At 44.9% G+C, this 22,836-nt stretch carries 22 protein-coding genes; 11 read left to right on the top strand and 11 right to left on the bottom strand.

What is annotated here, in order from left to right:
• Positions 1-461: 461 nt before the first annotated feature.
• From HGP28_RS11115 to HGP28_RS11100, 4 genes are all read right to left on the bottom strand, one after another.
• Complete coding sequence (locus HGP28_RS11115) at positions 462-1,244, bottom strand: lipase family protein (RefSeq protein ID WP_168836526.1); 783 nt, start codon at positions 1,242-1,244, stop codon at positions 462-464.
• Between the two features lie 74 nt (positions 1,245-1,318).
• Positions 1,319-2,308 carry a substrate-binding domain-containing protein gene (locus HGP28_RS11110; protein WP_168836525.1) on the bottom strand — a complete coding sequence of 330 codons (990 nt, stop codon included), beginning with the start codon at positions 2,306-2,308 and terminating at the stop codon, positions 1,319-1,321.
• Between the two features lie 122 nt (positions 2,309-2,430).
• Positions 2,431-3,876 (bottom strand): lipopolysaccharide biosynthesis protein, encoded by a 1,446-nt coding sequence (locus tag HGP28_RS11105; protein WP_168836524.1) that lies wholly within the window; start codon positions 3,874-3,876, stop codon positions 2,431-2,433.
• Between the two features lie 6 nt (positions 3,877-3,882).
• Positions 3,883-4,803: a glycosyltransferase family 2 protein gene (locus HGP28_RS11100; RefSeq protein ID WP_168836523.1), complete on the bottom strand. Its 921-nt coding sequence runs from the start codon at positions 4,801-4,803 to the stop codon at positions 3,883-3,885.
• 374 nt (positions 4,804-5,177) lie between these two features.
• Between HGP28_RS11100 and HGP28_RS11095 the strand changes: the two genes are divergently transcribed.
• Both HGP28_RS11095 and HGP28_RS11090 read left to right on the top strand, forming a co-directional pair.
• Complete coding sequence (locus tag HGP28_RS11095; RefSeq protein ID WP_168836522.1) at positions 5,178-6,350, top strand: glycosyltransferase; 1,173 nt, start codon at positions 5,178-5,180, stop codon at positions 6,348-6,350.
• 174 nt (positions 6,351-6,524) lie between these two features.
• Complete coding sequence (locus HGP28_RS11090) at positions 6,525-6,917, top strand: DUF2750 domain-containing protein (protein WP_168836521.1); 393 nt, start codon at positions 6,525-6,527, stop codon at positions 6,915-6,917.
• A 99-nt stretch (positions 6,918-7,016) separates the two neighbouring features.
• Here the strand turns inward: HGP28_RS11090 and HGP28_RS11085 are convergent, their stop codons facing one another.
• Positions 7,017-8,036, bottom strand: a complete 1,020-nt coding sequence (locus HGP28_RS11085; protein WP_168836520.1) for a metal-dependent hydrolase — start codon at positions 8,034-8,036, stop codon at positions 7,017-7,019.
• Positions 8,037-8,221: 185 nt separating this feature from the next.
• Between HGP28_RS11085 and HGP28_RS11080 the strand changes: the two genes are divergently transcribed.
• The 5 genes from HGP28_RS11080 (at position 8,222) to HGP28_RS11060 (ending at position 14,181) form a co-directional block, all read left to right on the top strand.
• Positions 8,222-8,764, top strand: coding sequence for a cytochrome b (locus HGP28_RS11080; RefSeq protein WP_168836519.1), 543 nt, complete (start codon positions 8,222-8,224; stop codon positions 8,762-8,764).
• A gap of 525 nt (positions 8,765-9,289) precedes the next feature.
• Positions 9,290-10,684, top strand: coding sequence for a polysaccharide lyase family 7 protein (locus HGP28_RS11075; RefSeq protein WP_168836518.1), 1,395 nt, complete (start codon positions 9,290-9,292; stop codon positions 10,682-10,684).
• Positions 10,685-10,909: 225 nt separating this feature from the next.
• Positions 10,910-11,422, top strand: a complete 513-nt coding sequence (locus tag HGP28_RS11070) for a hypothetical protein (protein ID WP_168836517.1) — start codon at positions 10,910-10,912, stop codon at positions 11,420-11,422.
• A gap of 108 nt (positions 11,423-11,530) precedes the next feature.
• Entirely contained in the window at positions 11,531-12,247 is a 717-nt protein-coding gene (locus tag HGP28_RS11065) for an HAD-IA family hydrolase (protein ID WP_168836557.1), read from the top strand.
• A gap of 680 nt (positions 12,248-12,927) precedes the next feature.
• Positions 12,928-14,181: a DEAD/DEAH box helicase gene (locus HGP28_RS11060; RefSeq protein ID WP_168836516.1), complete on the top strand. Its 1,254-nt coding sequence runs from the start codon at positions 12,928-12,930 to the stop codon at positions 14,179-14,181.
• Between the two features lie 12 nt (positions 14,182-14,193).
• Here the strand turns inward: HGP28_RS11060 and HGP28_RS11055 are convergent, their stop codons facing one another.
• Positions 14,194-14,994, bottom strand: coding sequence for an EAL domain-containing protein (locus HGP28_RS11055; protein ID WP_168836515.1), 801 nt, complete (start codon positions 14,992-14,994; stop codon positions 14,194-14,196).
• Between the two features lie 351 nt (positions 14,995-15,345).
• Positions 15,346-15,978: a hypothetical protein gene (locus HGP28_RS11050; protein WP_168836514.1), complete on the bottom strand. Its 633-nt coding sequence runs from the start codon at positions 15,976-15,978 to the stop codon at positions 15,346-15,348.
• A 250-nt stretch (positions 15,979-16,228) separates the two neighbouring features.
• On the opposite strand from HGP28_RS11050, the gene HGP28_RS11045 reads away from it, so the two are divergent.
• Positions 16,229-16,771 (top strand): cytochrome b, encoded by a 543-nt coding sequence (locus tag HGP28_RS11045; protein ID WP_168836513.1) that lies wholly within the window; start codon positions 16,229-16,231, stop codon positions 16,769-16,771.
• Complete coding sequence (locus HGP28_RS11040; RefSeq protein ID WP_168836512.1) at positions 16,768-17,337, top strand: YceI family protein; 570 nt, start codon at positions 16,768-16,770, stop codon at positions 17,335-17,337. Before HGP28_RS11045 ends, HGP28_RS11040 begins: the two co-directional genes overlap by 4 nt.
• Before the next feature lie 101 nt (positions 17,338-17,438).
• Here the strand turns inward: HGP28_RS11040 and HGP28_RS11035 are convergent, their stop codons facing one another.
• The 4 genes from HGP28_RS11035 to HGP28_RS11020 all read right to left on the bottom strand — a co-directional run bounded on the left by HGP28_RS11035 (position 17,439) and on the right by HGP28_RS11020 (position 20,891).
• Complete coding sequence (locus tag HGP28_RS11035; RefSeq protein WP_246225691.1) at positions 17,439-18,260, bottom strand: amino acid ABC transporter permease; 822 nt, start codon at positions 18,258-18,260, stop codon at positions 17,439-17,441.
• A gap of 111 nt (positions 18,261-18,371) precedes the next feature.
• Positions 18,372-19,151, bottom strand: coding sequence for a transporter substrate-binding domain-containing protein (locus HGP28_RS11030; protein WP_439333853.1), 780 nt, complete (start codon positions 19,149-19,151; stop codon positions 18,372-18,374).
• A 102-nt stretch (positions 19,152-19,253) separates the two neighbouring features.
• Positions 19,254-20,000, bottom strand: coding sequence for an amino acid ABC transporter permease (locus HGP28_RS11025; RefSeq protein WP_246225690.1), 747 nt, complete (start codon positions 19,998-20,000; stop codon positions 19,254-19,256).
• Positions 20,001-20,111: 111 nt separating this feature from the next.
• Positions 20,112-20,891 (bottom strand): amino acid ABC transporter ATP-binding protein, encoded by a 780-nt coding sequence (locus tag HGP28_RS11020; RefSeq protein WP_168836508.1) that lies wholly within the window; start codon positions 20,889-20,891, stop codon positions 20,112-20,114.
• A 420-nt stretch (positions 20,892-21,311) separates the two neighbouring features.
• Here HGP28_RS11020 and HGP28_RS11015 point away from each other — a divergent pair, with 420 nt between their 5' ends.
• Both HGP28_RS11015 and torC read left to right on the top strand, forming a co-directional pair.
• Positions 21,312-21,488 (top strand): periplasmic nitrate reductase, NapE protein, encoded by a 177-nt coding sequence (locus HGP28_RS11015; protein ID WP_168836507.1) that lies wholly within the window; start codon positions 21,312-21,314, stop codon positions 21,486-21,488.
• Positions 21,489-21,637: 149 nt separating this feature from the next.
• The gene (torC, locus tag HGP28_RS11010; RefSeq protein ID WP_168836506.1) at positions 21,638-22,816 is read left to right on the top strand and encodes a pentaheme c-type cytochrome TorC; all 1,179 of its coding nucleotides are present in this window, start codon (positions 21,638-21,640) and stop codon (positions 22,814-22,816) included.
• The last annotated feature ends 20 nt before the right edge of the window (positions 22,817-22,836 follow it).

The raw sequence follows: 22,836 nt of genomic DNA, 5'->3' as shown, positions 1-22,836 counted from the left end.
GAGACACGTAATTGCTGATAATGTGACAGATAGGCGTTCATATTTGTCGATATGATCGCACTATACTGAAACATAAATTATTTTTTCAGATTGCCATGTGGTATACCCAAGTAACCTCAAGATGCATGGTTCAGCGAGAATGACTTGGTTCATCAGTGAGGCGAGGGTTTGAAGATTGAGTGGCTCTCAATCGAAAATCGTCAACAAAGCTGATGAGCCAAGACAGCTCGCCCTTTGGGAACCGATCACTGAACCGATAGCGGCGTTAAACAACTTGAAAATAGACTCGCTATTTCGCTGCGTTGTTTGCTTTGCTCTCGGCTCAGTGAGCCGGCTCTGAATCCTGCATTTTGAAGTCACTTGGGTATATATCACAAGAAAGCCCTTACTCTTTGTCGGATATCATTTTCTAGGTCGTTATTTGATTTTGGCGCAAGTTTGTATTTCGAGATAAACAGACCCTAATGTTCATCAAAGAAATCTTTGTTTCGAATGTATTTGCTCATTAAGTGATACGAAAACGGCCGTATTAACCAACTGAGCAGTGAGCGACCCAGGCGCACCATAGTGGGGGTATTTTCATAAATTCGACCGTTGTAAAGCCAGAGCATGCTACCAACGTGCCAGTAGACGAGTGGCAGGGGGGGCATAAAGGTGACAATATCCAGATCGCAGCAGATGCGGTAGGTTCGTGACTTGAGCAAATAACGCTGGTGGAATTGCCAATTACCAATGGCAGGCTGACCAAAGGTGACAATGCGCTTGATGCATTTTGGGTATTTTCGGCTTAAGTAATCGCCCAAAACAGTGCCAATGGCACCACCGGAGGAGTGGCCAGTTATGGAAATGTGTTTTCCTCGTTGAATAAGCGGTACTAATATCGATTCGAGTTCTTGTAATACGTTGAGAGATTGGGGAGGAGGTGAATCATAGCTTAATTGGGTCATCAACCGATAAAACCCATAGTGAATTCGGTACGGTAAATTGAGCTGACGGCATGACGCTGGCCACGCCAAAAAATTAAGTAGCCAATCAAAGAGGCTGTGTGAGCCTTTGATCACCACGATGACTTCGGATCGCGATTCACTCCAAAGCACACGGATCATCACCTTACCTTGCTGATTTTTAATGATGCGTTGACCATTAGCATCAAATCCGAGCCGAGTATGTTTGAATGATTTGGCGTATGCAAGGTTACACAATACGGCGTAACGTTCATACTGGTAGCGTTTGAGTGGTTTCACTGAGCGCGATGATTCAAGGTGCTGATGTGTATTAACACAAGCTTAGGTCGAGCTTATGACAATGACATGACGGCTTATGTAACAGACTGGCGTTGGATTAATTGAGGTGACATTCGATTTTCAATCGTCAATACACGTTGATTAATGAGCGCTAATATTTTCTTTGCCGCAAGGCCGCCCATTTCTCGAGTAGGAAAGTTAACCGAGGTGAGTGGCGGAGAAATAAACTCGCCAAACTTATCGTTATCATAACCGACGACTGAAATATCTTTTCCGACAACAAGTTGGCGCGACTTAATTTCTTCATAAAGCCCCAGTGCGATATGGTCATTAAAGCAAAATACCGCAGTGAGATTGGTGTTACGATCAAGAAGTTGGCTCGGTGCTTGCCGAACATTGCGAAAATCGAATTGGCCTTCAACAATTAAATTGGCATCGTAATCTAACCCGTTATCGAGTAATGCTTGTTGGTAGCCCTTTAGTCGCGCTTGACTGACATTTTCATGCATCGGTCCTGTAATACACCCAATCACACGATGACCGGCATCGATAAGGTGCTGCGTGGCAATATAGCCGCCCATTTCTTCATCCAAGAAAATGCAATGCTCTGAAATTTCAGGAACCAAATGGTTAAGCACTAAGGTATGCGGTACCTGTTTCACAATCGAGAGAATATCGTCGTCGGATAACATTCCCGCATGCAAAATAAGGCCATCCACTTGTTTTGACAATAAAAAGTCAACTGCCTCGAGTTCGTCTTGCCTTTGATAGCGACCGCTGGTTGGGATCAAATAGTAATTTTCATGACGCAGTGTTTCTTCAATTGAGCTCATTAACGATGAAAAAAACGGACCTGCGAGGGTAGAAACCACCATACCGATGCTTTTTGAGCGATTTGAAGCCAGAGTTTGCGCAGATGCATTAGGGGTGTAGTTGAGTGCTTGAATCGCACTCATGACTTTTTCTTTGGTTTCAATGGCCACGCGAGGGTGATCATTTAACACGCGCGAGACGGTCGATTTTGATACGCCAGCCAGCTGACAGACATCCTTGATTGTTGACACCCAATGCTCCTATAACCTGCCCAAGCTGATGTTTTCTTTACCTTGAAAGTGTATCAGTTCGTTGATGGATGAAACAGTAGGCACTGAAAAATATGCGCTGAGCGGTCACAGTTCATTTCACTTTAATGCCATAAGGCGCGACGAGATTGAATCGCGCTTAAAATGCGCGGTGGCACGGGAATGAAACCGAGCAAAAAGTAAAGGCTGACAAGGGTAACGCTTGATAGAGTAATAATGGCTATCTCTGCTACGGAAGCCAATTCTAAATGAAGTAGCTGCGACAATAGGAAATTAAAACCAAGCATGGCAACCGATAATAAAAGGCAAGTGAACCAGTGGCGGTGTTGATATGGAAGCTTCACTTTACTTTGGCTAATGACATAAAGAAGAGTCAGCCGTAACGCATAAGCGCCTCCAAGGATACTTAAGATCCCGTTAAGGCCGTAGTGGGGAGTCATCACCACATAACCGAGCACTGCAGCAATAGCACAGCCACATTGAACCCACATTTGCGCTTGGGTCGATTGTCCACTAAAACAGCCAAGGTTCATGTAATCACCGGCATTTTTAACCACGGTAATTGCAAGTAGCGCAAGAGCGATAATGCTCACGTTTTGGTACTGCTCAGGTAAGAGCAAGTTAACTAGGGTTGGAATGCTCAGCGCCATTAAGCTTGCGGCCATGATCCCGAAGTTAACGCCAATAATCGCCTGTTGTGCACACTTTGTCGGTCCATCGCTCTGTTGCAACATTTGAATGCGAGTTGGAAACCACCATAGTGCATAAGGTTGGATGAGGAGCGCCAGGATCAGGCTAAATTTTGTCGCAACGGCGTATTGAGCGAGAGTCTCAACGCCTAAGTAATGAGTGACGAACCATTTGTCGAGCCCTTGCACTGCATATAATGATACTCCACCAATTAAGACTGGAAGACCAAAGCTAAGTAGTTGCCGAGAAAATAGCAGTTCGCCAAAACGCCCCATTTGCTGGTATTGAAATCGAAGTAGAGCGAGCGTTAAGCCAACACTGGTTATTGCGCTTGCGATCAATACACCGTTGATGCCAAAACCCAACTCAATGAGAGCGAATGTGATGAACGCATGTACCAGTGCTTTGGTAACGTTGAGCAAGCAAAAGCGCTTTGCCATTTGATTCATGCGCAATAGTGTTAGCGGGATGCTTATGACGCCATCAAGGAGTGTTGGAATTAGGACGAGCACCAACTGCCAAGTGGTAAAATTAGCGCTTAATAATGCGCTCAATAGAGGGGCTGTAACAAGCAGTAGCGTGCCGCCGATGACACTGACGATGACACTGAGCGTAAAACAATTAGAAATTAACCGCTGTCTTTGTTTTCCCTCGGCACCGCCGACGTAGCGATACATGGCCTCGACGATACCAAAGCTAAACACTATCGTGCCGATATCAGCAATAAGGATCAGTGATTCGAGTATGCCATAATCGGCGAGCGTGAGCTTATGGGTCAGGTAGGGCAGCATAATCAGCGAGATGCCCTTCATCATCACAATGCCAGTCGCATAATAGAACGCTTGTTTCAAGCCTGCCATGTTTACCTACCTCGCTAATTTTAATGCGCGGCGGCAATCGCCAATGACACTTCGTATACGACGAGGTTGAACATCCAAGCCTAGCGCATGAAGTCCATGCCATAGTGCTTTGCCAAAATGGCGAGATTGTCGATAATAGTCGGCGTATCCCTCAAGAATTCTTGCTCTGCCTTGCGTTAAAGCGCGTCGAGTAATGGTTGGGTTTGATTTACTATATCGAGCAAAAATCGATTCGATGGATTGCAAGTTAGTGAGGCGACGGTGATCGCTTTGAGTCAGTGAGTCTTGACGCATCAAGTAGCGAGTTTGGCACTGATTCAACACCGCAATGGGGTGATTTTCTGCGATCTTGAGCCACAAATCCCAGTCTTCGCCATAATCAATAGTGTCATCAAACGCGAGTGTTTGCTTGAGAACTTTGCGATTGATCATCACTGTTGAGGTTCCTATCATATTGGTTGTTATCAACAGTGAAAGCGCGCTGTCACTTTGAATAAGTGCGTCTTCGCCGTGTAAAAACTGTCCCCAATAGGCGAAGCTATCAATGATCATCGCATCGCTTTCATCCACATGGTCGTAGTTGGTAAAACTGAGCGCGGCGTTGGCAAAACGGCGATGCAGCGCCAACTGTTTCGACAGTTTCAGTGGATACCAAGCATCATCTGCGTCTAAAAAGGCCACATAATCACCACGAGCTTGACTTAATCCTAAGTTTCTTGCTTTTGCCGCGCTGGCTACATGGGTCGTCATGACACGTACTCGTGGATCATGCAGTGACTGCAAATAATTTTCGCTCCCGTCACAGCTGTTGTCGTTGACAATAATCAGCTCAAGATCTCGATGGCTTTGGTTAAGAACACTCATCACCGATTTGGGTAAATAGTCGATGCAGTTATGGGTGGGTATGATGACTGAAACTTTGGCCATGTTGTCTCCTATTAGATATCCGTTCCACTTTATGTTGCTGCGTCGCTACAGCTTTAAGTTGCTTAGGTACAAAAGCAGCCACAATTCACTAAGAGCAGATTGCATGCCAATTAATTTAATTTGATATAAAACAATTGGTTATATCATGCGTAAGTCGTTTTCTATCGAATGGTCTACTGGGTATTGCGAAAATCTGAAGAAATTGTGCAAATTGCATTTCAAACTGACAATGTGCTCTCGAGATAAATGCGAAGAGAGGTGTATCACTCACTAACCTATTGAATATTTTCAAGTGACAAACTTGGTATTGGAATTGCTTTACTCACTTTAAATGAAATCAGTTGCATTTAATTGAGTGCTAAAAGGAGAATCCGATGAAAAACGTTGCGTTTGTTGCTCCGTCATATCCAGTGTTGAGCGAGACCTTTATTCGCACTGAGGTTGAGGCGATTCAGAATTGCGGTCATCACGTTACTGTAATGGCGTTTGAACTTCATCCTTGGCATGAACCGTTAAATCACGAAATGGTCGACTTAACCCGTTCGAACCGCATGGAAATGTTTCAGCATATCTCCCCGAAAGGGCTTAAAAGAGCGTTGCGTTTTATTCACAGCCAAAAATCGCTCCCGCGGCGTTCATTGTTCAAATATGGCTTAAAATTGGCACTTCATTGTGCTGAGCGCGATATTCATCACCTGCATGCTCATTTTTGCCAGCACACAGCAGCACATGCCATTGTGGCGGCGAAACTGCTTGGAATTACCGTTTCTTTCGTTGCCCATGGTCATGATGTGTATGAAACCGCGTTTGATATTAAAGAAAAAATTAACGCGTGTGATTTTGTTGTCACCGTATGTCAAGAGATGCAGAAGGATTTTCAGCACTTAGCGAAGAAAGACATCAAATTGTTACATTGTGGCGTTAAGGTGGATGAGTTTCGATCGCTAGTTTCAGCAAAATCAGCGCCACGTGACTCGTCGTTGCGCTTGGTGTTTCTAGGTCGTTTAGTGGAACAAAAAGGGGTCCATTATCTTTTTCAAGCGTTAGCGACAATGGCGCAACGAGACAAAATTGAATTGGATATCGTTGGCACTGGCGAGATGGAAAATGAGTTGAAATCAATGGTAATAGCGTTGGGTTTGAGCTCGCAGGTGCGCTTTTTAGGAGCGCAACCTCACGCTTGGGTCAAACGTCATTTGGCGGATTACGATGGCTTGGTGGCGCCATTTTGTTTTTCTCAAACAGGGTGTGTCGACACTGGGCCTCTGGTACTCAAAGAAGCCATGGCAGTCGGAATACCTGTCGTGACGACCACCATTATGGGCTGCAAAGAGATTGTGACGGCCGAGAGTGGCTTTTTGGTTCCTGAGCGTGATGTTGAGCAACTCGCTCAGGCGTTAACGACATTTGTCGCTTTGAAGCCAGAGCAACGCATCGCAATGGGGCAAGCGGCACGTCAGCGCGTTGAAAATCGATTTAATGCCGATATTCAAGCACAACAATTGTCACACTGGATTGAGTGTGCGGGAGGCCAATATGCAGCATAAACAAATCATACTCTTAGGAAATAACGAGCGTCATCAGCAACATAAAGTGACATTTCGGCGCTGTCACGGGGTAAAGCGCGTTAAACGCCTGACGATGACATTTCAGCCGCTGGTAAGTTATGACACTTGGGGTATACTCCCTGCAACAAAAAAACATTATCGCATGAGTCAAAAATGCCCAAAACACTTACCGATGAACGAATCAAAGAATTGCTTCAACTCGATGTTGACGCGCGCTACCGTTATCTGATCAAGCAAGTGGTTGAGAGCCGTGAAATTTGGATCTTAACTGATGAGCACGGTTGTGTGATGCTCAACACCGAAGACGATGATTGCGTCCCAGTTTGGCCCAATCAAGAGTTTGCTGCACTTTGGGCCACAGGTGAGTGGGAAGATTGTCAACCTCAAGCAATTAGTCTAAACAAATGGCACTCGCGCTGGACCAACGGCTTACTCGACGATGAGCTGTCTGTGGTTGCGTTTCCCAATGCGGACCTAGAAGGTGTTATTTTATTCCCTGACGAATTTGATTTTGATTTAACTCAACAGGCGAAAAAACAGCGTTAATTCAAGCAGGATGAGTATCAGCCACCAGTGACTGGTGGCTTGGTGTCATTCTTTGGTTATCTACCCAAACAACTTCAAGTGGAAAGTGTATATTAGCTTTTAGTTAAGCAATGGACTAATCGAATCATCCCCTTTTAAACGTAGCCATAGTCGGTCTAGACTGCCAAGATCGCGCTGGCTTGGATAGCGTTTTGGCCTTGGCAAAACTTGCCAATTCCCCTCTTTGTCACGCTCAGCAAAAATGAATTCAAACGAGAGATTATTTGCCATTCCTAAGCGCAAATCGCTGACGATAAGCTGATTGTCCTCTTCTCGATAACTAAGGAAGTCATGAGAAAACGCTTTAAGCCCAGAAAGTGTTTTGGGTTGGTTCTTGAGAGGCCATTCTCCTCGTGGGATCGGTAAAAAATCAATATTGGCTTCTTGGTCGAAAAGAGATGCTAACCCTTCCCAATATTGATCTTTATCCATAACAATCACACGCCACAGTACGGTATTAAATGGGGTTGGCATGACCAGCACTTGCTGGTGGGGCAGAGCCTGAGCGCGAAGGTTTTGCTCTACACGCTGCGTAATATATTGCTGCGCCGCGTACCCCCAAACCAGATAAAGTGTTGAGAGAACAAGCGCGCCTTGGCACCAGTAGGCTGCCCGTTGGCGCGCTATGGTTGTTCGAGCCAAAAGAACAATCAAAGGTGCGATTAATAGCGGAACGGTATAAAGCGGATCAATGATGAAAATATTACGCAGTTCGAAGTAACCGTGAAATGGCCATAACAACTGCGTACCATAGGTGGTCATCGCATCCAACAGTGGGTGAGTGATTAGTACGCTGAAGGTAACGAGAAGAACCCGTTTAAATGTCCAAAACGTGCTTGGACGGAGTCGGTGAAACCCCCACGCGAGCATAAGGGATAGAAACGGTAGTAATAACAGTGAGTGAGTAAAACCGCGATGTTTGATTGTATTGCTCACCGCATCACCATAATCCAGAATCACATCCAGATCGGGAAGGGTGCCAAGTAGCGCGCCCATTAGCAGCACTTTGCCATTGCATTGTTTTCCGGCAATAGCACCTGCAATTGTGGCACCAAGCGCTGCTTGAGTAATTGAGTCCATAGTAAAATCGCATTAGCAAATTGTGTCCGAACGATAAAGAGCTCGTGGCAAGCTGTCAATCAAAGACCCTAATACGTCCTAAAGATTCTTGGTGACAATTTACGTGAATTTACACTATTCGGTATATTTGTAGCTTACAAAATGGATGATAATTTATCGAGTTTGATAAATGACGAGAATAGATAATGAGCGACCATAAATTAACAAAAACAACAGTTGTGTTTCATTGGATTACGGGATTGAGCTTCATTGGCGTGTTCGCGGCTGGGCTTATTCTCGACAGCATGGAGCGAAGCCCACTCAAAGGGCAAATTATGGATTATCATAAGTCGATTGGTGCGATTATTTTATTGATTGCAAGTGCCAGAATACTTTGGCGCATCAAAGAAGGTGCTTTGCCGGAAATCATAAACTTACCCCGTTGGCAAACCATTATAGCGAAATCGGTGCATGGCTTATTGATGCTCGCAACCCTGGCTATGCCGTTATCGGGTATTGCGATGAGTATTGGTGGTGGACGAGGTTTAGATGTGTTCGGTTGGCAGTTAGTTGCTGAAGGCATGAAAACACCATGGTTGAGCGCGGTCGCAGGTGACATTCACCGAGCGTCTGTTGACATCATTATTGTTGTTTTAGCGCTACATGTACTCGGTGCATTGAAGCATCAGTTGTTGGATAAAGATGGCACGATTTCTCGTATGCTTGGGCGTTCGGTCACATCAGCATAAATCTACCTAAGTAACCTCAATCGACCCTAAAAGCGTTGACCAATAGTCTCTCTACCCTGCCAGCGAACAAAGCCTCATCACATAGATACGCTATGTGATGAGGCTTGTGAGTGCCAGCGCCATAATTTTTTTAATGAAAATCGCCGCAACTTAAAGAAGGAAGGGTATGGCGAGATAGGGCATTAGGCCCCTTAGTTAGATTTTTATTTAACGAATATCAATATTAACCCACTCTCCTTTTTGCCTCGATTTGACAAGTATTTTATTTTGCATTCCCTACTGCATTCTTAGAAAGCGAGATGTTGTGCTTTAGCGTGATCGTTTACACGTTGAATATGTTGCTTTATAAGAATTGATGTTGAAAATATTCGGTCAAATCACATAACTGCAAATTTGTATTATTATATTTCAAAATTTACCCCTTATTGACGTGTTACTCATCAAGTTATCGACTAATGTTCATGTCCTGAGCGGTTTAATTACGTTCAGACAAAAACGCTATAAAACAATTTAATGAGGACAATCATGATTGTAATAAAAAAGGCTGTTAACTTTACCTTGCTGATGTGTATGAGCTCCGTGGCCACTGCGGCGCAATTGTCAATTCAAAGTGCCAGTGATTGGGGCGGCGCTGCATCAAAATACCCTGCGTCCAACGCCATTGATGGCAGCACCGCATGGGCGAGTCGCTGGGCGGCTTCCAATGGCAGTTCTGAAAATTTGGTTTTAGACTTGGGATCGGCACAATCTGTGACTGATGTTGCGATTGCCTGGGGTAAAGGTGATGATCGAACGCATCGCTTTGAGGTTCGCACCAGTGTGGATGGCAGCTCATGGGCGAAAGTCTTTGCCGGAACCAGCTCGGGTAAGTCAGAAACGTATGAAAATTATGACATGGAAGATGTGAAGGCTCGCTATGTTAGAATTAAAGTCTTTGAGAACAGTGACGGTGACGAATACACCAATATTAAAGAAGTGCGTTTATACGGAAGTGACTCGGGTACTACGCCGCCAGTAGAGCCGGGCGATCCTAATAACCCCGATTACGGTTTGGATTCCTCTCAGCCGCCTTCATACAATTTTGACCTTTGGGACTGGTATTTGAGTGTGCCTACAGACACTGATAATTCAGGTACCGCAGATTCTATTAAAGAAGACCAACTTAATAACGGTTATGAAAGTCAATATTTCTATACCGGCACCGATGGCGGAATGGTCTTTGAATGCACGGTTGGTGGCTACAAAACATCGAAAAATACCAGCTATACACGTACTGAATTACGCGAAATGTTACGCCGTGGCGACACCAGTGTTGGCACCAGCTCTGCGGAAAACAATTGGGCCTTCTCTTCAATACCCAGTTCGAGCCAAGGTGAATTTGGCGGTATTGACGGCATCATGAACGCGACCTTAGCAGTGAACCGCGTGACAACCACGGCATCATCAAATCAACAAAACGGTCGTATTATTATTGGCCAAATTCACGCTGAGCATAATGAGCCGATTCGCCTTTACTACCATAAACTCCCCGGTAACGCGAAAGGAGCCATTTACTTTGCTCATGAAACGTCAAAAAGTGATGGTGGCGATGAGACGTGGTACAACTTGCTTGGCTCAATGGTGAAGTCGAATGGGGATTTGAATAGCACCTCAAACCCATCGGATGGGATTGAACTTGATGAACATTTCTCATATCAAATAAAAGTAAAAGGTGACACACTCTCAGTGACACTATCTCAAGCTGGCAAAGAGCTTGCGAGTGAAGAGGTCAACATGGCGAGCAGTGGCTATGATGATGCCGATAACTACATGTACTTTAAAGCTGGTATCTATCTTCAAGACAAAACAGGCGATGACGATGACTTCGCAAAAGCCACGTTTTATCAGCTTACCAACACGCACGACAATTATGGTTATTAATCTTCTGTTTCTTTCGGCATAAAGCCGTTTGGGTATAAGTTGAATCTAGTAATACCAATGGCCTTCATTTTGAAGGCCATTTTGCGTTGTTGCCTAGGTGAAATGGCACTGTCGTGCTATCGTTGCCGCTTTGCTGGGTAATTAAAAAGAACGAGGAAGCCCTATGAAAGCAAAGTGGAAAATGTTTGCCTCTATTCTGATGCTAAAAGAAGGGAAGTGCATACAATGACAATGCCTATCGCCGACAAAAAAAATCAATGGCTCGCAATGCAAGTTGAGGTTGAATTTCCCACGCCGGAAAGCTTAACAGGTCGAGCAATCTACCAAACCGATATGGTAGAGCGCACTGTTAAGCCAATCGATAGCCTAATCGCGGTTTCAAGCGATAAGCGAAATGTTGAGCTGTATTTAGCTGATTTTCATCGCCTCACTATTATGTTTGCACTGCAACAGGCCAAGCGATGGGCTAGTGCGAGTGATCATGATTTTGTGGTCGAGTATCTGACACAAATTATTTTATCGCCAGAGCATGAATTGTACGTCGGTTTTGAATCAGGGGAGCCAGTGGGCGCTGCGATTGTCACTCAAACGGAAACGCAGCTGCTTATTTCTGACCTGGTTTATCAAGGCGAGGTAGAGTTGCCAGCCGTTTCTCCAATAGTGACAGCGCTTGTGGCGATGCTCGATGATAAGAGTCACGAGGTTTTAATCGAGTTACCATCGCGTGATCTTGCTTGAATGCTTAGAATTTAGCTGAGGTTGAGGTCGCGAAATGTGACATTTTTTCGCACGATTATCAGTTTCTTGCTTATGCTTTAGCAAACGTTAATGTGTGAGCAAGAAAGTATGACCAAAACGCCGATCCGCTGTGTAATTTTTGATTGTGATGGAACCTTAGTCGATAGCGAGCGATTGTGTTGTCAAGCTTTGGTCAATGTCTTCACAGCGTTGGGGCATACCTTAACGTTTCAGCAGTGCCGAGATCACTTCAAAGGTGGAAAGCTGGCTGAAATTCTGGCGGACGTGGTCGACCTTCTTAAGGTTAATATATTACTTGATGAATTAGAGCCCTTATATCGAGATGAGCTGGCCCGATTGTTTCAAGCGTATCTTACTTCTATGCCAGGTGCACATGCACTACTGGATACGCTTGATGCGCATAACATTGAGTATTGTGTCGCTTCAAATGCACCAAAAAACAAAATTGAGTTAGCACTATCGTTAACCGGGTTACTTGACCGATTTCAAGGACGTATTTTTTCAGCTTTTGATACCAACAGTTGGAAACCAGACCCAGATATTGTTATTTATTCAGCAATGACAATGGGATTTTCGCTTAAAGAATGTGTCTATATTGATGACTCTCCAAAGGGCGTTGAAGCCGGCGTGAATGCAGGAGTAACCACTTTCCAATTATTTAATGGCAGTCCAGCGAATCAAATTGACTTTCCAGCCGTTTATGTTATCTCAGAGCTTAGTGAGCTAAGGCAACATATTTTATACCCAAGTGACTTCAAGATGCTGGATTCAGAGCCACTTAATCGAAAATCCTCGCCTCACTGACAAACTAAGTCATTCTCGCTGAACCATGTATCTTGAGGTTACTTGGGTATATGAAGACATATGATGCGCTCATGCCATTTCGTCAGTGAAAAGTACTGCAATACTTAACTGGATGAAATGGCGCAACGCGTCATTGGACTCCCACTGGTGTTTGGTGAATAAACGGTGGCGGAGTTTTGTTAGAAATATGAACTAGACTGACGATTTGGCTGAACTTTTCAGTATAGAAACCGCAATCGCCACAGGTGAACTTTTCACCACAGGCAGAAATTAAATACTCATCATGACCACAAAGTGGACACACTAGAGACGTGTCTAATATAAATCGTTTCGCATTACTCATGCTTTTTCTCCACGGCAGCAAAGTGAAGGTGTTACTCAATTTATACTCAAGTCATATCGGTTAGCGACACAACGTGAGATTAGTTAGCGATATACTGAGTTGCGCTGTTGTTATTTTTTTAGCGCAAAAACGTACACAAATTCACCTTAGCAAACTCACAGTTTGCTGAAACATGTTTCTTTTCATGAATAAAGTTATCTAGAGCGAGTTCAAATTCTGTGCATTGTGGTGGTAACTTGCACCTAAAATCCTTGCTATTGAGTATGACCATCTGAGGTTACTTGGTGAAGAGATTCTGCTACAATCTGCCGCCAAAAATCAGCGAGAGAGTAGGCGAGTGAGCTTTAGTCAATTAGGTATAGAACCTGCGTTATGTACCACCATAGCCCAGCACAACATTATCACGCCAACCGAAATTCAGCAGCGGGCTATTCCACCTATATTGCAAGGGCAAGACGTGCTTGCTGCGGCGCAAACGGGAACCGGTAAAACAGCGGCGTTTGGCTTACCAATAATTCAGCATTTATTGCATGAAAGCGCTGATGCTGCGCGCGATGTACCGCGAGCTCTGGTGCTGGTTCCAACCCGAGAATTGGCTCAGCAAGTTTACGATAATCTCAGTGATTACGCAGCAGGCACTCAAATAAAGCTCGCCGTGTTATATGGCGGAACGAGTCTAAAACCGCAGACGCAAGTGCTAGCCGCTGGTGTTGATATTGTAATTGCAACCCCTGGGCGATTACTTGATCATTTGTTTCAGCGCCATACCTCGCTGCGTGAGATCCGTTGGCTTGTTTTGGATGAAGCAGACCGAATGCTTGATATGGGATTTATGCCCGATATTCAACGAATTCTGAAACGTTTGCCCGAGCAACGTCAGACGCTTTTCTTCTCTGCTACTTTTGAATCGCGAATTAAGTCTCTTGCTTATCGTATGCTCAATGAGCCACTTGAGATCCAAGTTTCAACGGCAAACAAAACTGCCGACACAGTGACTCAAATGGTTTATCCCGTTGATAAAAGGCGTAAACGTGAGTTGCTCTCATATTTGATTGGTTCTCGCAATTGGCAGCAAGCGCTTGTGTTTGTTAAAACCAGAGAGACAACGGATGCTTTGGTCAAAGAGTTAAAACTCGATGGTATTAAAGCCGCGGCAATCAGTGGCGACAAATCACAAGGTGCAAGGCAAAAAGCGCTAGATGACTTTAAGTCAGGAAAAGTACGTGCTCTCGTTGCGACCGATGTCGCGGCTCGAGGCATTGATATTGATGAGCTACCGGTTGTTATTAATTACGAGTTGCCTTTTAAAGCAGAAGATTATGTTCACCGTATTGGACGAACTGGTCGAGCTGGGCACGATGGCCTAGCCGTCTCATTAATGTCTCGTGATGAAGAGCCGTTGCTCAAGGCGGTGGAAACATTATTGGATTCTCGCTTGCCACAAGAGTGGTTGGTGGGGTTTGAACCTTCGGTCTATGAACCAGAAGCCAATGATAGCCGCGGAGGGAGGAATAGTCGCTCTGCCGAAAAACGTAAACTGAAAGCCAAATTGAAAATTCATCAAAATCGTGGCAAAAACAGCAGGCGTTAAAACGCGTTGATTTTATCCATAAGAGAGTTTCGCGATAGGCTGCGTGTATACCGGGGCTGGCATGGCAAGATGGTAGCCTTGGTACATATCGATTTTGAGTTGACGCATCAGCGCTAACTGGTTTTGAGTTTCAATGCCTTCTACAACAATTTGCGAGCCTATGTTACGAGCTAATTGAATCGCATCAAGTAGTTTATCTGGCTCCCCTTGTTCAAATTGGTATAGCAGTGAGCGATCTAGCTTAATGATATGGGGTAAAATGCGCTCAGTCCGTTCTTGGGTTGATGCGTTAACACCAAAGTCATCAATGGCCCATTGAAAACCATTTCTTCCCAGTACCCTCGTTGATTGTTGTAACTGCGCTTCACAGTTGGCATCGATTTCAATTAGCTCCATTACCACTTGTTTGGGCGAAATACCGAACTGAGCCAGTGTTTTGAGTAACACTCGGCAGCTTAATACTTCAAGAGCAAGACGCTCGACGGCATTGGGTAACACATTGAGAAAGAGCTTTTTATCACGGTAGTGTGAGAGAGAAAAGTTGCGAATATGAACCAAGCGACTCAATCGCTCCACATTAATCTTATCGTGATGTGGCGTGTCATCAGAATGAAAAAAATCATCTGGACGAATCATAGAGCCATTTTGATGATGAATGCGTACAAGCGCTTCAAGTCCAATGATGCTCATATCATAATGATAAATTGGTTGAAAAACGCTTTTAAGCACCATATTTTTATAGTGGCCAACATATTGGCCATCATGAGTTAAGAAAATTCGCTGATCTAACTCTTCAACTTTTATCGTGGTCATGGATCACTAAACTCAAATTATTATTATTTTATATGGCTAACTCTTTTTTTGTTTATTTTTATAAATGAGTCAGCTGTCATTGGCGCAATGTATTTCTTGCAAGCGAGCGCCGGATTATCGGATTAAATTAAATGCGGCTTTAAAAACATCACAACCGCTCAGCTCATATAAGCGTGTTTGAATCACTTAATCAACCCTGTTTCGGGTCAATCCTATATTTATAGACTCACATCAATTTTTACTCGTTTTTAGTTCAAATTACCGTGAGTAAGGATGCTAATGTTACATTTTTATCGTGATGCATGTCTCGTAATGGTATTTGGCTGTCGTGTTTATTTATTATCAAGCGATCTACCACTGCAGCACTGCGTATAAATGCAGATATTTTTTTACCGCTTCCTCGCCTCCACTGCGCTTGAGCGGATGTGCGTATTTCAATAAGCAGGGTGTAATAGCAAAACGCTCTTCTAACCGTTGGCTTAGCGGCGTTTCACAAGGGTATAGTGAAATGCCTTGTGCTTGATAACTCCCCAGTGGTGACGGCAACTCACCCATCCACCAATACAAAAGCTCGCGACTGGCGCGGCTGCGGCCAATCCAATGATCAGAAATCAGTAATAGAAGATCATTGGGTTGTATTGCAAAAGCATACTCAGTTTGCCACTCATTTATCGCTTGAATCAGCTTATCGCGACAGGCTCGCCCAGCGCTGACCACATGATGGGTGATAACCCACACTGTGCCAATGGGGGAACTCACTCTATAGTGTTCAGGATGGGCAGCGTTGCCCAGTGTATCAAGTGGTTCGACCTGACTTTGATATTCAAACTTTTCCAAGGTTGTTTTCAGGCGGCGCGCATATGCCAACGCTAAATGGTGTCCACTAATCCCTTGATTGTGCACCGTTGGATAATGTTTTTCACAAAGCTGGCTACAATCGGTTTGAAATTCTTGGATGCTTTGGTTGACGAGATCTAAAAGCAAAGTGTCGTCCTACAGGGTACAACTTATTGGATTTATTATGGTATCTCCTCCACTAAACTTGCAATGGCGTAATGCTTAAAATTGGTGAAGCAAAGTGTTGCAACGTGACCAAGTGCTAATTTGTGGTCTGTTTTAGGTGGGGTAGTGAATTTGTTCAAAAATTCTGAATAAGTTGATTGAAGTAAATGGGGCGACAATGTCAATCTAATGGGGAATAATGGTTACAACTTTGTATGGATTTGTGTGAATTATGCAGCAAGACAACCCTCACCATTACCACGGTATCGCAAAAAGCCTTCATTGGTTATCGGCCCTTGCGGTGTTTTCTCTTTTTGGCCTAGGGCTGTGGATGATGGATCTTTCTTATTACAGCCAGTGGTATCAAATTGCGCCAAATTGGCACCGTTCAATCGGTATTTTACTCGCTATCGCGACTCTTATGCGCCTAGTGTGTAAATGGATGTTACCCAGCCCAGCGATAGAAGGTGCATTATTTGAAAAGCGATTAGCAATCAGTGCACATCACTTAATGTATCTCTTGCTTGGGGTAATGTTCGTTTCTGGTTATCTCATTTCGACATCAGACGGTAGACCGATTCAGGTCTTCAATTGGTTTAGCGTGCCATCGCTTGGTGAGCTCTTTGATAATCAGTCGGACATCGCAGGTGCGATTCACTTTTATGCCGCGTGGAGCTTAATCGGTCTTGCCAGCCTCCATGCGCTTGCCGCGTTAAAACATCACTTCATCAACAAAGATAATACCTTAAGAAAAATGACAGGAGTATTGAAATGAAAAATGGAATTAAGGGCGCTGCACTCGCACTTGTTTTGAGCGCTTCTTGGGGATCTCAGGCTGCAGATTACACTATCGACAGTAAAGGTGCCCATGCATCCATCAACTTTGCCGTTAGTCATTTGGGCTACAGTTTTATCAAAGGGCGTTTTAATGACTTTGAAGGTCGTTTTCAATTTGATCCTCAACAAATTGAACAATCGACGGTGTTTGTTGAAGTCGACACCACGAGCTTAGACTCAAACCACGCAGAACGTGATAAGCATTTGCGCAGTGGGGATTTTATCAATACAAGTAAATATGATACGGCAACATTCAAAAGCACCAAGGTTGTCGATAAAGGCGATGGCAAATTTGATATCGTCGGCGATCTTACGCTTCATGGCGTGACGAAACCTATCACAATTGACGCGATGACGATTGGTGCAGGCAAAGACCCATGGGGTGGAGAGCGCGCTGGATTTGTGGGGCAAACACGTTTGGAATTGGCCGACTTTAACATTCCCGTTGTTGGTGACTCGAGCTACGTTGAAATGGAACTACACGTGGAAGGGATAAAGCAATAAATTTTGTTGCAGAATTACTTTATTATAAGTTGATAAGTATAACGCGCTCGATATCCAGCGCGTTTTAGCTGAGCATTTTCGGTATAAGTTTTGTTGGGTTATTACTGAATATGTTTAATACGTGAAAATAACAACGAAAGCAGTGAACAAAGCAGCAGATAACCCCCTCCGATAATAAGCCAGATTTCAAAAATAAGGCCTGAAGAGTTCGCTATTTCACTTCCGACAAAGGTCAGCTCTTGAATTGAGATGAGTGAAACGATGGAGCTGTCTTTCACCAGCGCGATGGTTTGGCCTGCAAAGGCTGGAGCAATGGCCTTGAGTACTTGTGGACCAATGACGAAACGATATTGCGCCCAAGTTGACAATCCAAGTGCATGACCTGCCTCCCATTGCCCTTTATCTATTCCCGAGATGCCTGCGCGAACCACCTCCGCTATATAAGCGGCCGAGAGTAAGCCAATGCAGAGCACGCCCGAGAGAAGGTTTTCCCATAAACGACTGGGTCCAAATAGCCATTCTTGCCAAAATGAAATCGGCTCGTTGGTATCGCGCAGGAGACTTTCTAGACCAAGTAGCGGTATGAGCTGATTGGAAATGAAAAAATAGAATATAAAGACAAACACCAGCGGCGGAATGTTTCGCATCACGAGTACAAACATTCGTGCGGGGTGGGTGAGCCAAGGTGAGCGAGCGCAGCGCGCCAAACCCATTAATGAGCCAACAATGATCGCTAGCAGCAATCCCCATAGGCAAAGTCGCATTGTGGCAATGAATCCTTGCACAAAATAGGGCACCCCGCCATGGCTAGGTGGGGTGAACAGCAGTGACAGTGCGTCTTGCCAACGCCAATTGTATTCAACACCAATATGAGCTCTTTGGTATAACCATGCGCAAGCAATCATGATGAGCATAAGTAACATTCCATCAAGCCAGTTCGGTTGCCACCCTTTGCGTCGAAAGAAGCCGCTCTTTGAGGCTGCTTGTGATGATGGCAGTGGCGCTGAAGAGTCTTTCATTGGTGCTTTGTTCCCTTACTGACCAGTGGCAATTTCATTTTGCCAGTCTAATGTTGAAAACCAGTATTCATAGCGTTCTTTTAGCCAACCATCTTCTGTGCGTGCCAGGATCCAACGATCAAAAAAGGCTTTTTTATCTGTATCTTTGAGACGAACGGCAAATGCTTCATTGCCTTGAGCGAGCCGCTCATCAAAAGGGAGGAATAGAATGTCATCGTGTTTGATGCTTTCATGCTCTGGTTTGGGGCTTGAGGCGATGACCGCATGAGCATTGCCATTGATGACTTCTTGGAAGGCTTGAGCTTCGTCGTCAAATTGCAAGATTTTCGCCTTGGGAAATGACTCACGTGCTACCTGAACGGTAAACGCGCCGCGGCGAGCTGCAATTTTGATGCGACGAGAATTGAAATCCGCGAGCGACACTTTACCTTCAGCCAATTTACGATTTGCAGCGACTTGCACGCCAGAATGAGAGTAGGGCTGAGTAAACAGCACGCTTTTAGCGCGTTCTGGTGTGATTGACATGCCACCAATGATGACGTCGAACTTATCGGCAAGCAGCGCTGGAATGATGCCATCCCATGCTGTTGGTACAAATTCAACTTGCCAGCCAGCATCTTTTGCTAAGCGTTTTGCCACATCAATTTCAAAACCAATTAATTCACCTTGTTTGTCACGCATTGCCCAAGGTACGAAGGTTGACATACCGACACGCAGTGTCCCTCTTTGTTCGATTCGGTCAATATTGGGGGTAGCATTGTTATCCGCAGCGAGCGTGGTACTGGAGATCACTATGGATAAGCTCGTGGCTATGCTCGTGAGTATGCTTGCCAAGTAACGGGTCCATTTCATTATGATTTTCCTTCTGTTGAGGCTTGTATTGTTGTGATTGTGTTTTTAATTATGTTTCAGTGTGAAACGATGCTCTAACCATGCGGCGACACCAGAGAGTGTTAACGTTAAGCACAGATAGAGCGCGGCCACGGTAAACCAAATTTCAAAGGGCATGGCGGTTTCTGCAACAATATTGCGTGCTTCGGTGGTCAAGTCGAATATTGCCATGACAGAGACAATGGAAGAGTTTTTGACTAAAGAGACCGCTTCGTTGGTTAAGGCAGGTAAGGTTCGCCTTAGCATTTGAGGCAAGATAACGTCCCAGTAGACGTAAGGTTTGCTCATTCCTAGCGCTTGTGCGGCTTCAAATTGTCCTTTTGGTATGGCGTTGAGACCAGAGCGAATGACTTCAGCAGTATAGGCACCTTGAAATAGAGCCAGTGCCACTACGGCGGTCGTAAATCGTTCTAAGCCCAACATCGGACCAAGAATAAAATAGAGCACATAGACTTGCACTAATAGTGGAGTGTTACGTATCAGCGTGATGTAACTAAAGGCCAGCAATCTGCCAACCAGAGAGGATGAGCTACGTAATAGGGCCGTTATCAGACCAATTGCCATTGTAGCAACAAGGCTTAATATCGACAGTTTGATTGTGACCGTAAGCCCTTGAAGCAATTCCGCAGGCCACCAGCGGCCCTCTTCATAAAACGCGATATAGTCGCTCACACGCTGCCATTGCCACTGGTAATCCATGTTTTTAGCGCCGCTATCGAGCAAAAATAGCAGAGCGGCGATCAAGATAATCATCTGGCATAGCGCTTGAAGTATCGGCTTTATGACACGTAAGGCCGTTTGACAGGGTGATGGGGTACCTTGTTCTAAACGGTTATAGTGGCGAGTCACAGTTTGCATAATGATTTAATGCCCTAAAATCTGCTCAAGAAAGGCTTGAGTTCGAGGGTGGCTCGGCGCACTAAAAAATGCTTCAGGCTCATTGACTTCAACAATGCTACCTTGATCCATAAACACCATACGGCTCGCGACTTTTTTAGCAAAGCCCATTTCATGGGTAACACAAATCATGGTAATGCCACTTTTGGCTAATTCAATCATGACATCAAGCACTTCTTTGATCATTTCAGGATCGAGCGCCGACGTTGGCTCATCAAAAAGTAGTAGCTCAGGTTCCATGCATAAGGCGCGCGCAATCGCGACGCGTTGCTGCTGACCACCGGACAATTGAGAGGGGTATTTATCCGCTTGTTCACTTATACGCACCCGTTGTAAATATTGCAGAGCACGTTCCTTCGCTTCGTGTGGTTTTAAACCAAGGGTTCGCATTGGTGCAAGGGTTAAGTTCTCAAGCACAGTAAGGTGAGGAAACAAGTGAAAGTGCTGAAATACCATGCCAACTTTTCCACGATAGGAATGATGGTGTGACTCGCCATTTTTGCGCCATCGACCAATGGAGAGCCCGCGTGATGGGGTGGTTGGTTGATTAAATAGGCTAAGGTTTCCCTGCTGATACGATTCTAGCTGGTTAATACAACGAATGAGAGTGGATTTACCTGAGCCTGAAGGGCCACAAATTACCAAAATCTCACCTTCGTCTACCTGCAAGTTGATCTGATCTAAGGCTTGAAACTCTCCATACCATTTGCTGACAGAAGCAAACTCCACAATCGTTTTTTTACTCATTAATGTATCAGCATCGCACTAAAATTTATTGGCATAACAGTAACAAGTTACACACAAATATGCATTATTTGTTTCAACTTATAGCGTTTTGAATGCGGTATTTTTGCTCGCTAGTGATAAAGTTATCACCACTTTACAGTGTAAACCGAGAGTGTTTAGAATGCTTTTGGTGACGCTGTCACAAATCTGTTGTGTTGAATGGCGATTCTTGCTCGCAATCAGTTCAAAGGATTTGGTTACTATTTACCTGATTGGGTCTTTAAGTTATTTGGGTATAACACCTCTCATTAGTGACACTTTTGATGATTTTGTCGTTTCGCCTTACGCAGACTGGATTCGACCACCTACAATTTTTGATACAGAGCTGCTCCCACTACGTAGCAATGAATGCGTGTGGGCTAAGATAGCGGAGCAAAGCATATGTCGAAACAACCTTTAACAGCTGAAGAAAAGCGTGAAAAGAGCGATGAGTCTCTCGCCTTTATCACTATTGCGGTGGTGCTGTTTCCACTGCTCTCGGTCATTTTAATTGGTGGATACGGCTTCATCGTTTGGATGTTGCAACTGTTTGTGTTTGGTCCTCCGGGGCATGGCTAGGCCGCGTCAAGTGGGTGCGCTTGAAGAGCGCTGTGGCCTCAGAGTTTGGTAAAAGCGATAACATAAATTGAGTGCAGGTTGAGACGCAATCGCGCCTGGCACACTTAATGTGGTGTCAGCGTGCAGATCAATTGCAGAAGGGATCCATTATGAAAGAGTTAATCTTGAGAATCTGGCGAACACTGCGAAAGCCCGCGGTCCATTATAGTTTAGGGGCGTTGACCCTCGGTGGTTTTGTCGCTGGTGTCATTTTCTGGGGCGGATTTAACACGGTTCTTGCCGTTACCAACACAGAGCAGTTCTGCATAAGCTGTCACAGCATGCGCGATACTGTATATCCCGAGCTTCAAAAAACGGTGCACTGGAAAAACCGCAGCGGCGTTCGAGCCACGTGTCCAGATTGTCACGTGCCGCACAATTGGACCGACAAGATCGCTCGTAAAATTCAGGCTTCAAAAGAGGTGTACGCTGCTGTGTTTGGCATTATTGATACGCCAGCAAAATTTGATGCAAATCGCCTGAGGCTAGCTCAAAACGAGTGGGAACGCTTTTCTGCCAATAGCTCAAAAGAGTGTAAGCATTGTCACCTCTATCAAAACATGGATTTTGACAAAATGCGTCCCGCGTCGCGTGCGCAAATGATGCATGCCGCTTCGACCAATCAGAGCTGTATCGATTGTCACAAAGGCGTCGCGCACTCGTTACCGAAACAGATGGCGAACGACAACAGCTTTCAAGGCAAGTTAGTCACGGCGTCAGAGAGCACCGACTACGATGGCGGCAACGAAATTTATTCCATTCAGTACGTTAATCTTTATCTAGATAACGATTTAAAACAGCCTGCTGGTTCACTTGATCCCGCAACAGGCGTCAAAATCATCGATGAAAGTAAAGACTCGGTGCAAATTGCGATTTCAGGTTGGCGCAAGATGAAAGGGTATGGCCGAATTATTTACGCCGATTTTGGCCTTAATATACCGTCAGCTTCTCTAAGTAAAGAGGTCGCACAGAGCAATACTCATATCGTAACTGGCGAGCAAAAAGATGACGAGTTAACAGGGCTGACGTGGCAGAAAGTGGAGGTCGATCTCTGGGTTAAGAAAGCAGACTTCGTTAACGATGTGGACGTTATTTGGCGTCAAGCCAAAGAGTCGTACAACACCAACTGTAGCCTGTGTCATACCCAGCCAGAAGAGGCGCATTTTGATGCCAATACTTGGCCTGGGATGTTCGATGGCATGATGGGTTTTGTCAACTTTGATCGCAACACCAAAACGCTGGTTCTGAAGTATCTCCAGTATCATTCAAGCGACTTTGTCGCCCATTAACTGATTAGAGGACTTGCCGT

It is taken from the genome of Vibrio agarilyticus (assembly GCF_012641465.1).
GTDB classification, from domain to species: Bacteria; Pseudomonadota; Gammaproteobacteria; order Enterobacterales; family Vibrionaceae; genus Vibrio; species Vibrio agarilyticus.
The sequence above is the reverse complement of the archived record's forward strand: the minus strand, read 5'-3'. Positions and strand labels throughout refer to the sequence as shown.

What these genes read in the sequence shown, in the direction of transcription:
- HGP28_RS11035 (WP_246225691.1), bottom strand. Translation starts at nt 18,260, where the DNA reads ATGTTACTTATGCTCATCATGATTGCTTGCGCATGGTTATACCAAAGA.
- HGP28_RS11040 (WP_168836512.1), top strand. Translation starts at nt 16,768, where the DNA reads ATGAAAAATGGAATTAAGGGCGCTGCACTCGCACTTGTTTTGAGCGCT.
- HGP28_RS11090 (WP_168836521.1), top strand. Translation starts at nt 6,525, where the DNA reads ATGCCCAAAACACTTACCGATGAACGAATCAAAGAATTGCTTCAACTC.
- torC (WP_168836506.1), top strand. Translation starts at nt 21,638, where the DNA reads ATGAAAGAGTTAATCTTGAGAATCTGGCGAACACTGCGAAAGCCCGCG.
- HGP28_RS11065 (WP_168836557.1), top strand. Translation starts at nt 11,531, where the DNA reads ATGACCAAAACGCCGATCCGCTGTGTAATTTTTGATTGTGATGGAACC.
- HGP28_RS11020 (WP_168836508.1), bottom strand. Translation starts at nt 20,891, where the DNA reads ATGAGTAAAAAAACGATTGTGGAGTTTGCTTCTGTCAGCAAATGGTAT.
- HGP28_RS11070 (WP_168836517.1), top strand. Translation starts at nt 10,910, where the DNA reads ATGACAATGCCTATCGCCGACAAAAAAAATCAATGGCTCGCAATGCAA.
- HGP28_RS11085 (WP_168836520.1), bottom strand. Translation starts at nt 8,036, where the DNA reads ATGGACTCAATTACTCAAGCAGCGCTTGGTGCCACAATTGCAGGTGCT.
- HGP28_RS11025 (WP_246225690.1), bottom strand. Translation starts at nt 20,000, where the DNA reads ATGATTATCTTGATCGCCGCTCTGCTATTTTTGCTCGATAGCGGCGCT.
- HGP28_RS11055 (WP_168836515.1), bottom strand. Translation starts at nt 14,994, where the DNA reads ATGACCACGATAAAAGTTGAAGAGTTAGATCAGCGAATTTTCTTAACT.
- HGP28_RS11105 (WP_168836524.1), bottom strand. Translation starts at nt 3,876, where the DNA reads ATGGCAGGCTTGAAACAAGCGTTCTATTATGCGACTGGCATTGTGATG.
- HGP28_RS11100 (WP_168836523.1), bottom strand. Translation starts at nt 4,803, where the DNA reads ATGGCCAAAGTTTCAGTCATCATACCCACCCATAACTGCATCGACTAT.
- HGP28_RS11095 (WP_168836522.1), top strand. Translation starts at nt 5,178, where the DNA reads ATGAAAAACGTTGCGTTTGTTGCTCCGTCATATCCAGTGTTGAGCGAG.
- HGP28_RS11080 (WP_168836519.1), top strand. Translation starts at nt 8,222, where the DNA reads ATGAGCGACCATAAATTAACAAAAACAACAGTTGTGTTTCATTGGATT.
- HGP28_RS11045 (WP_168836513.1), top strand. Translation starts at nt 16,229, where the DNA reads ATGCAGCAAGACAACCCTCACCATTACCACGGTATCGCAAAAAGCCTT.
- HGP28_RS11075 (WP_168836518.1), top strand. Translation starts at nt 9,290, where the DNA reads ATGATTGTAATAAAAAAGGCTGTTAACTTTACCTTGCTGATGTGTATG.
- HGP28_RS11015 (WP_168836507.1), top strand. Translation starts at nt 21,312, where the DNA reads ATGTCGAAACAACCTTTAACAGCTGAAGAAAAGCGTGAAAAGAGCGAT.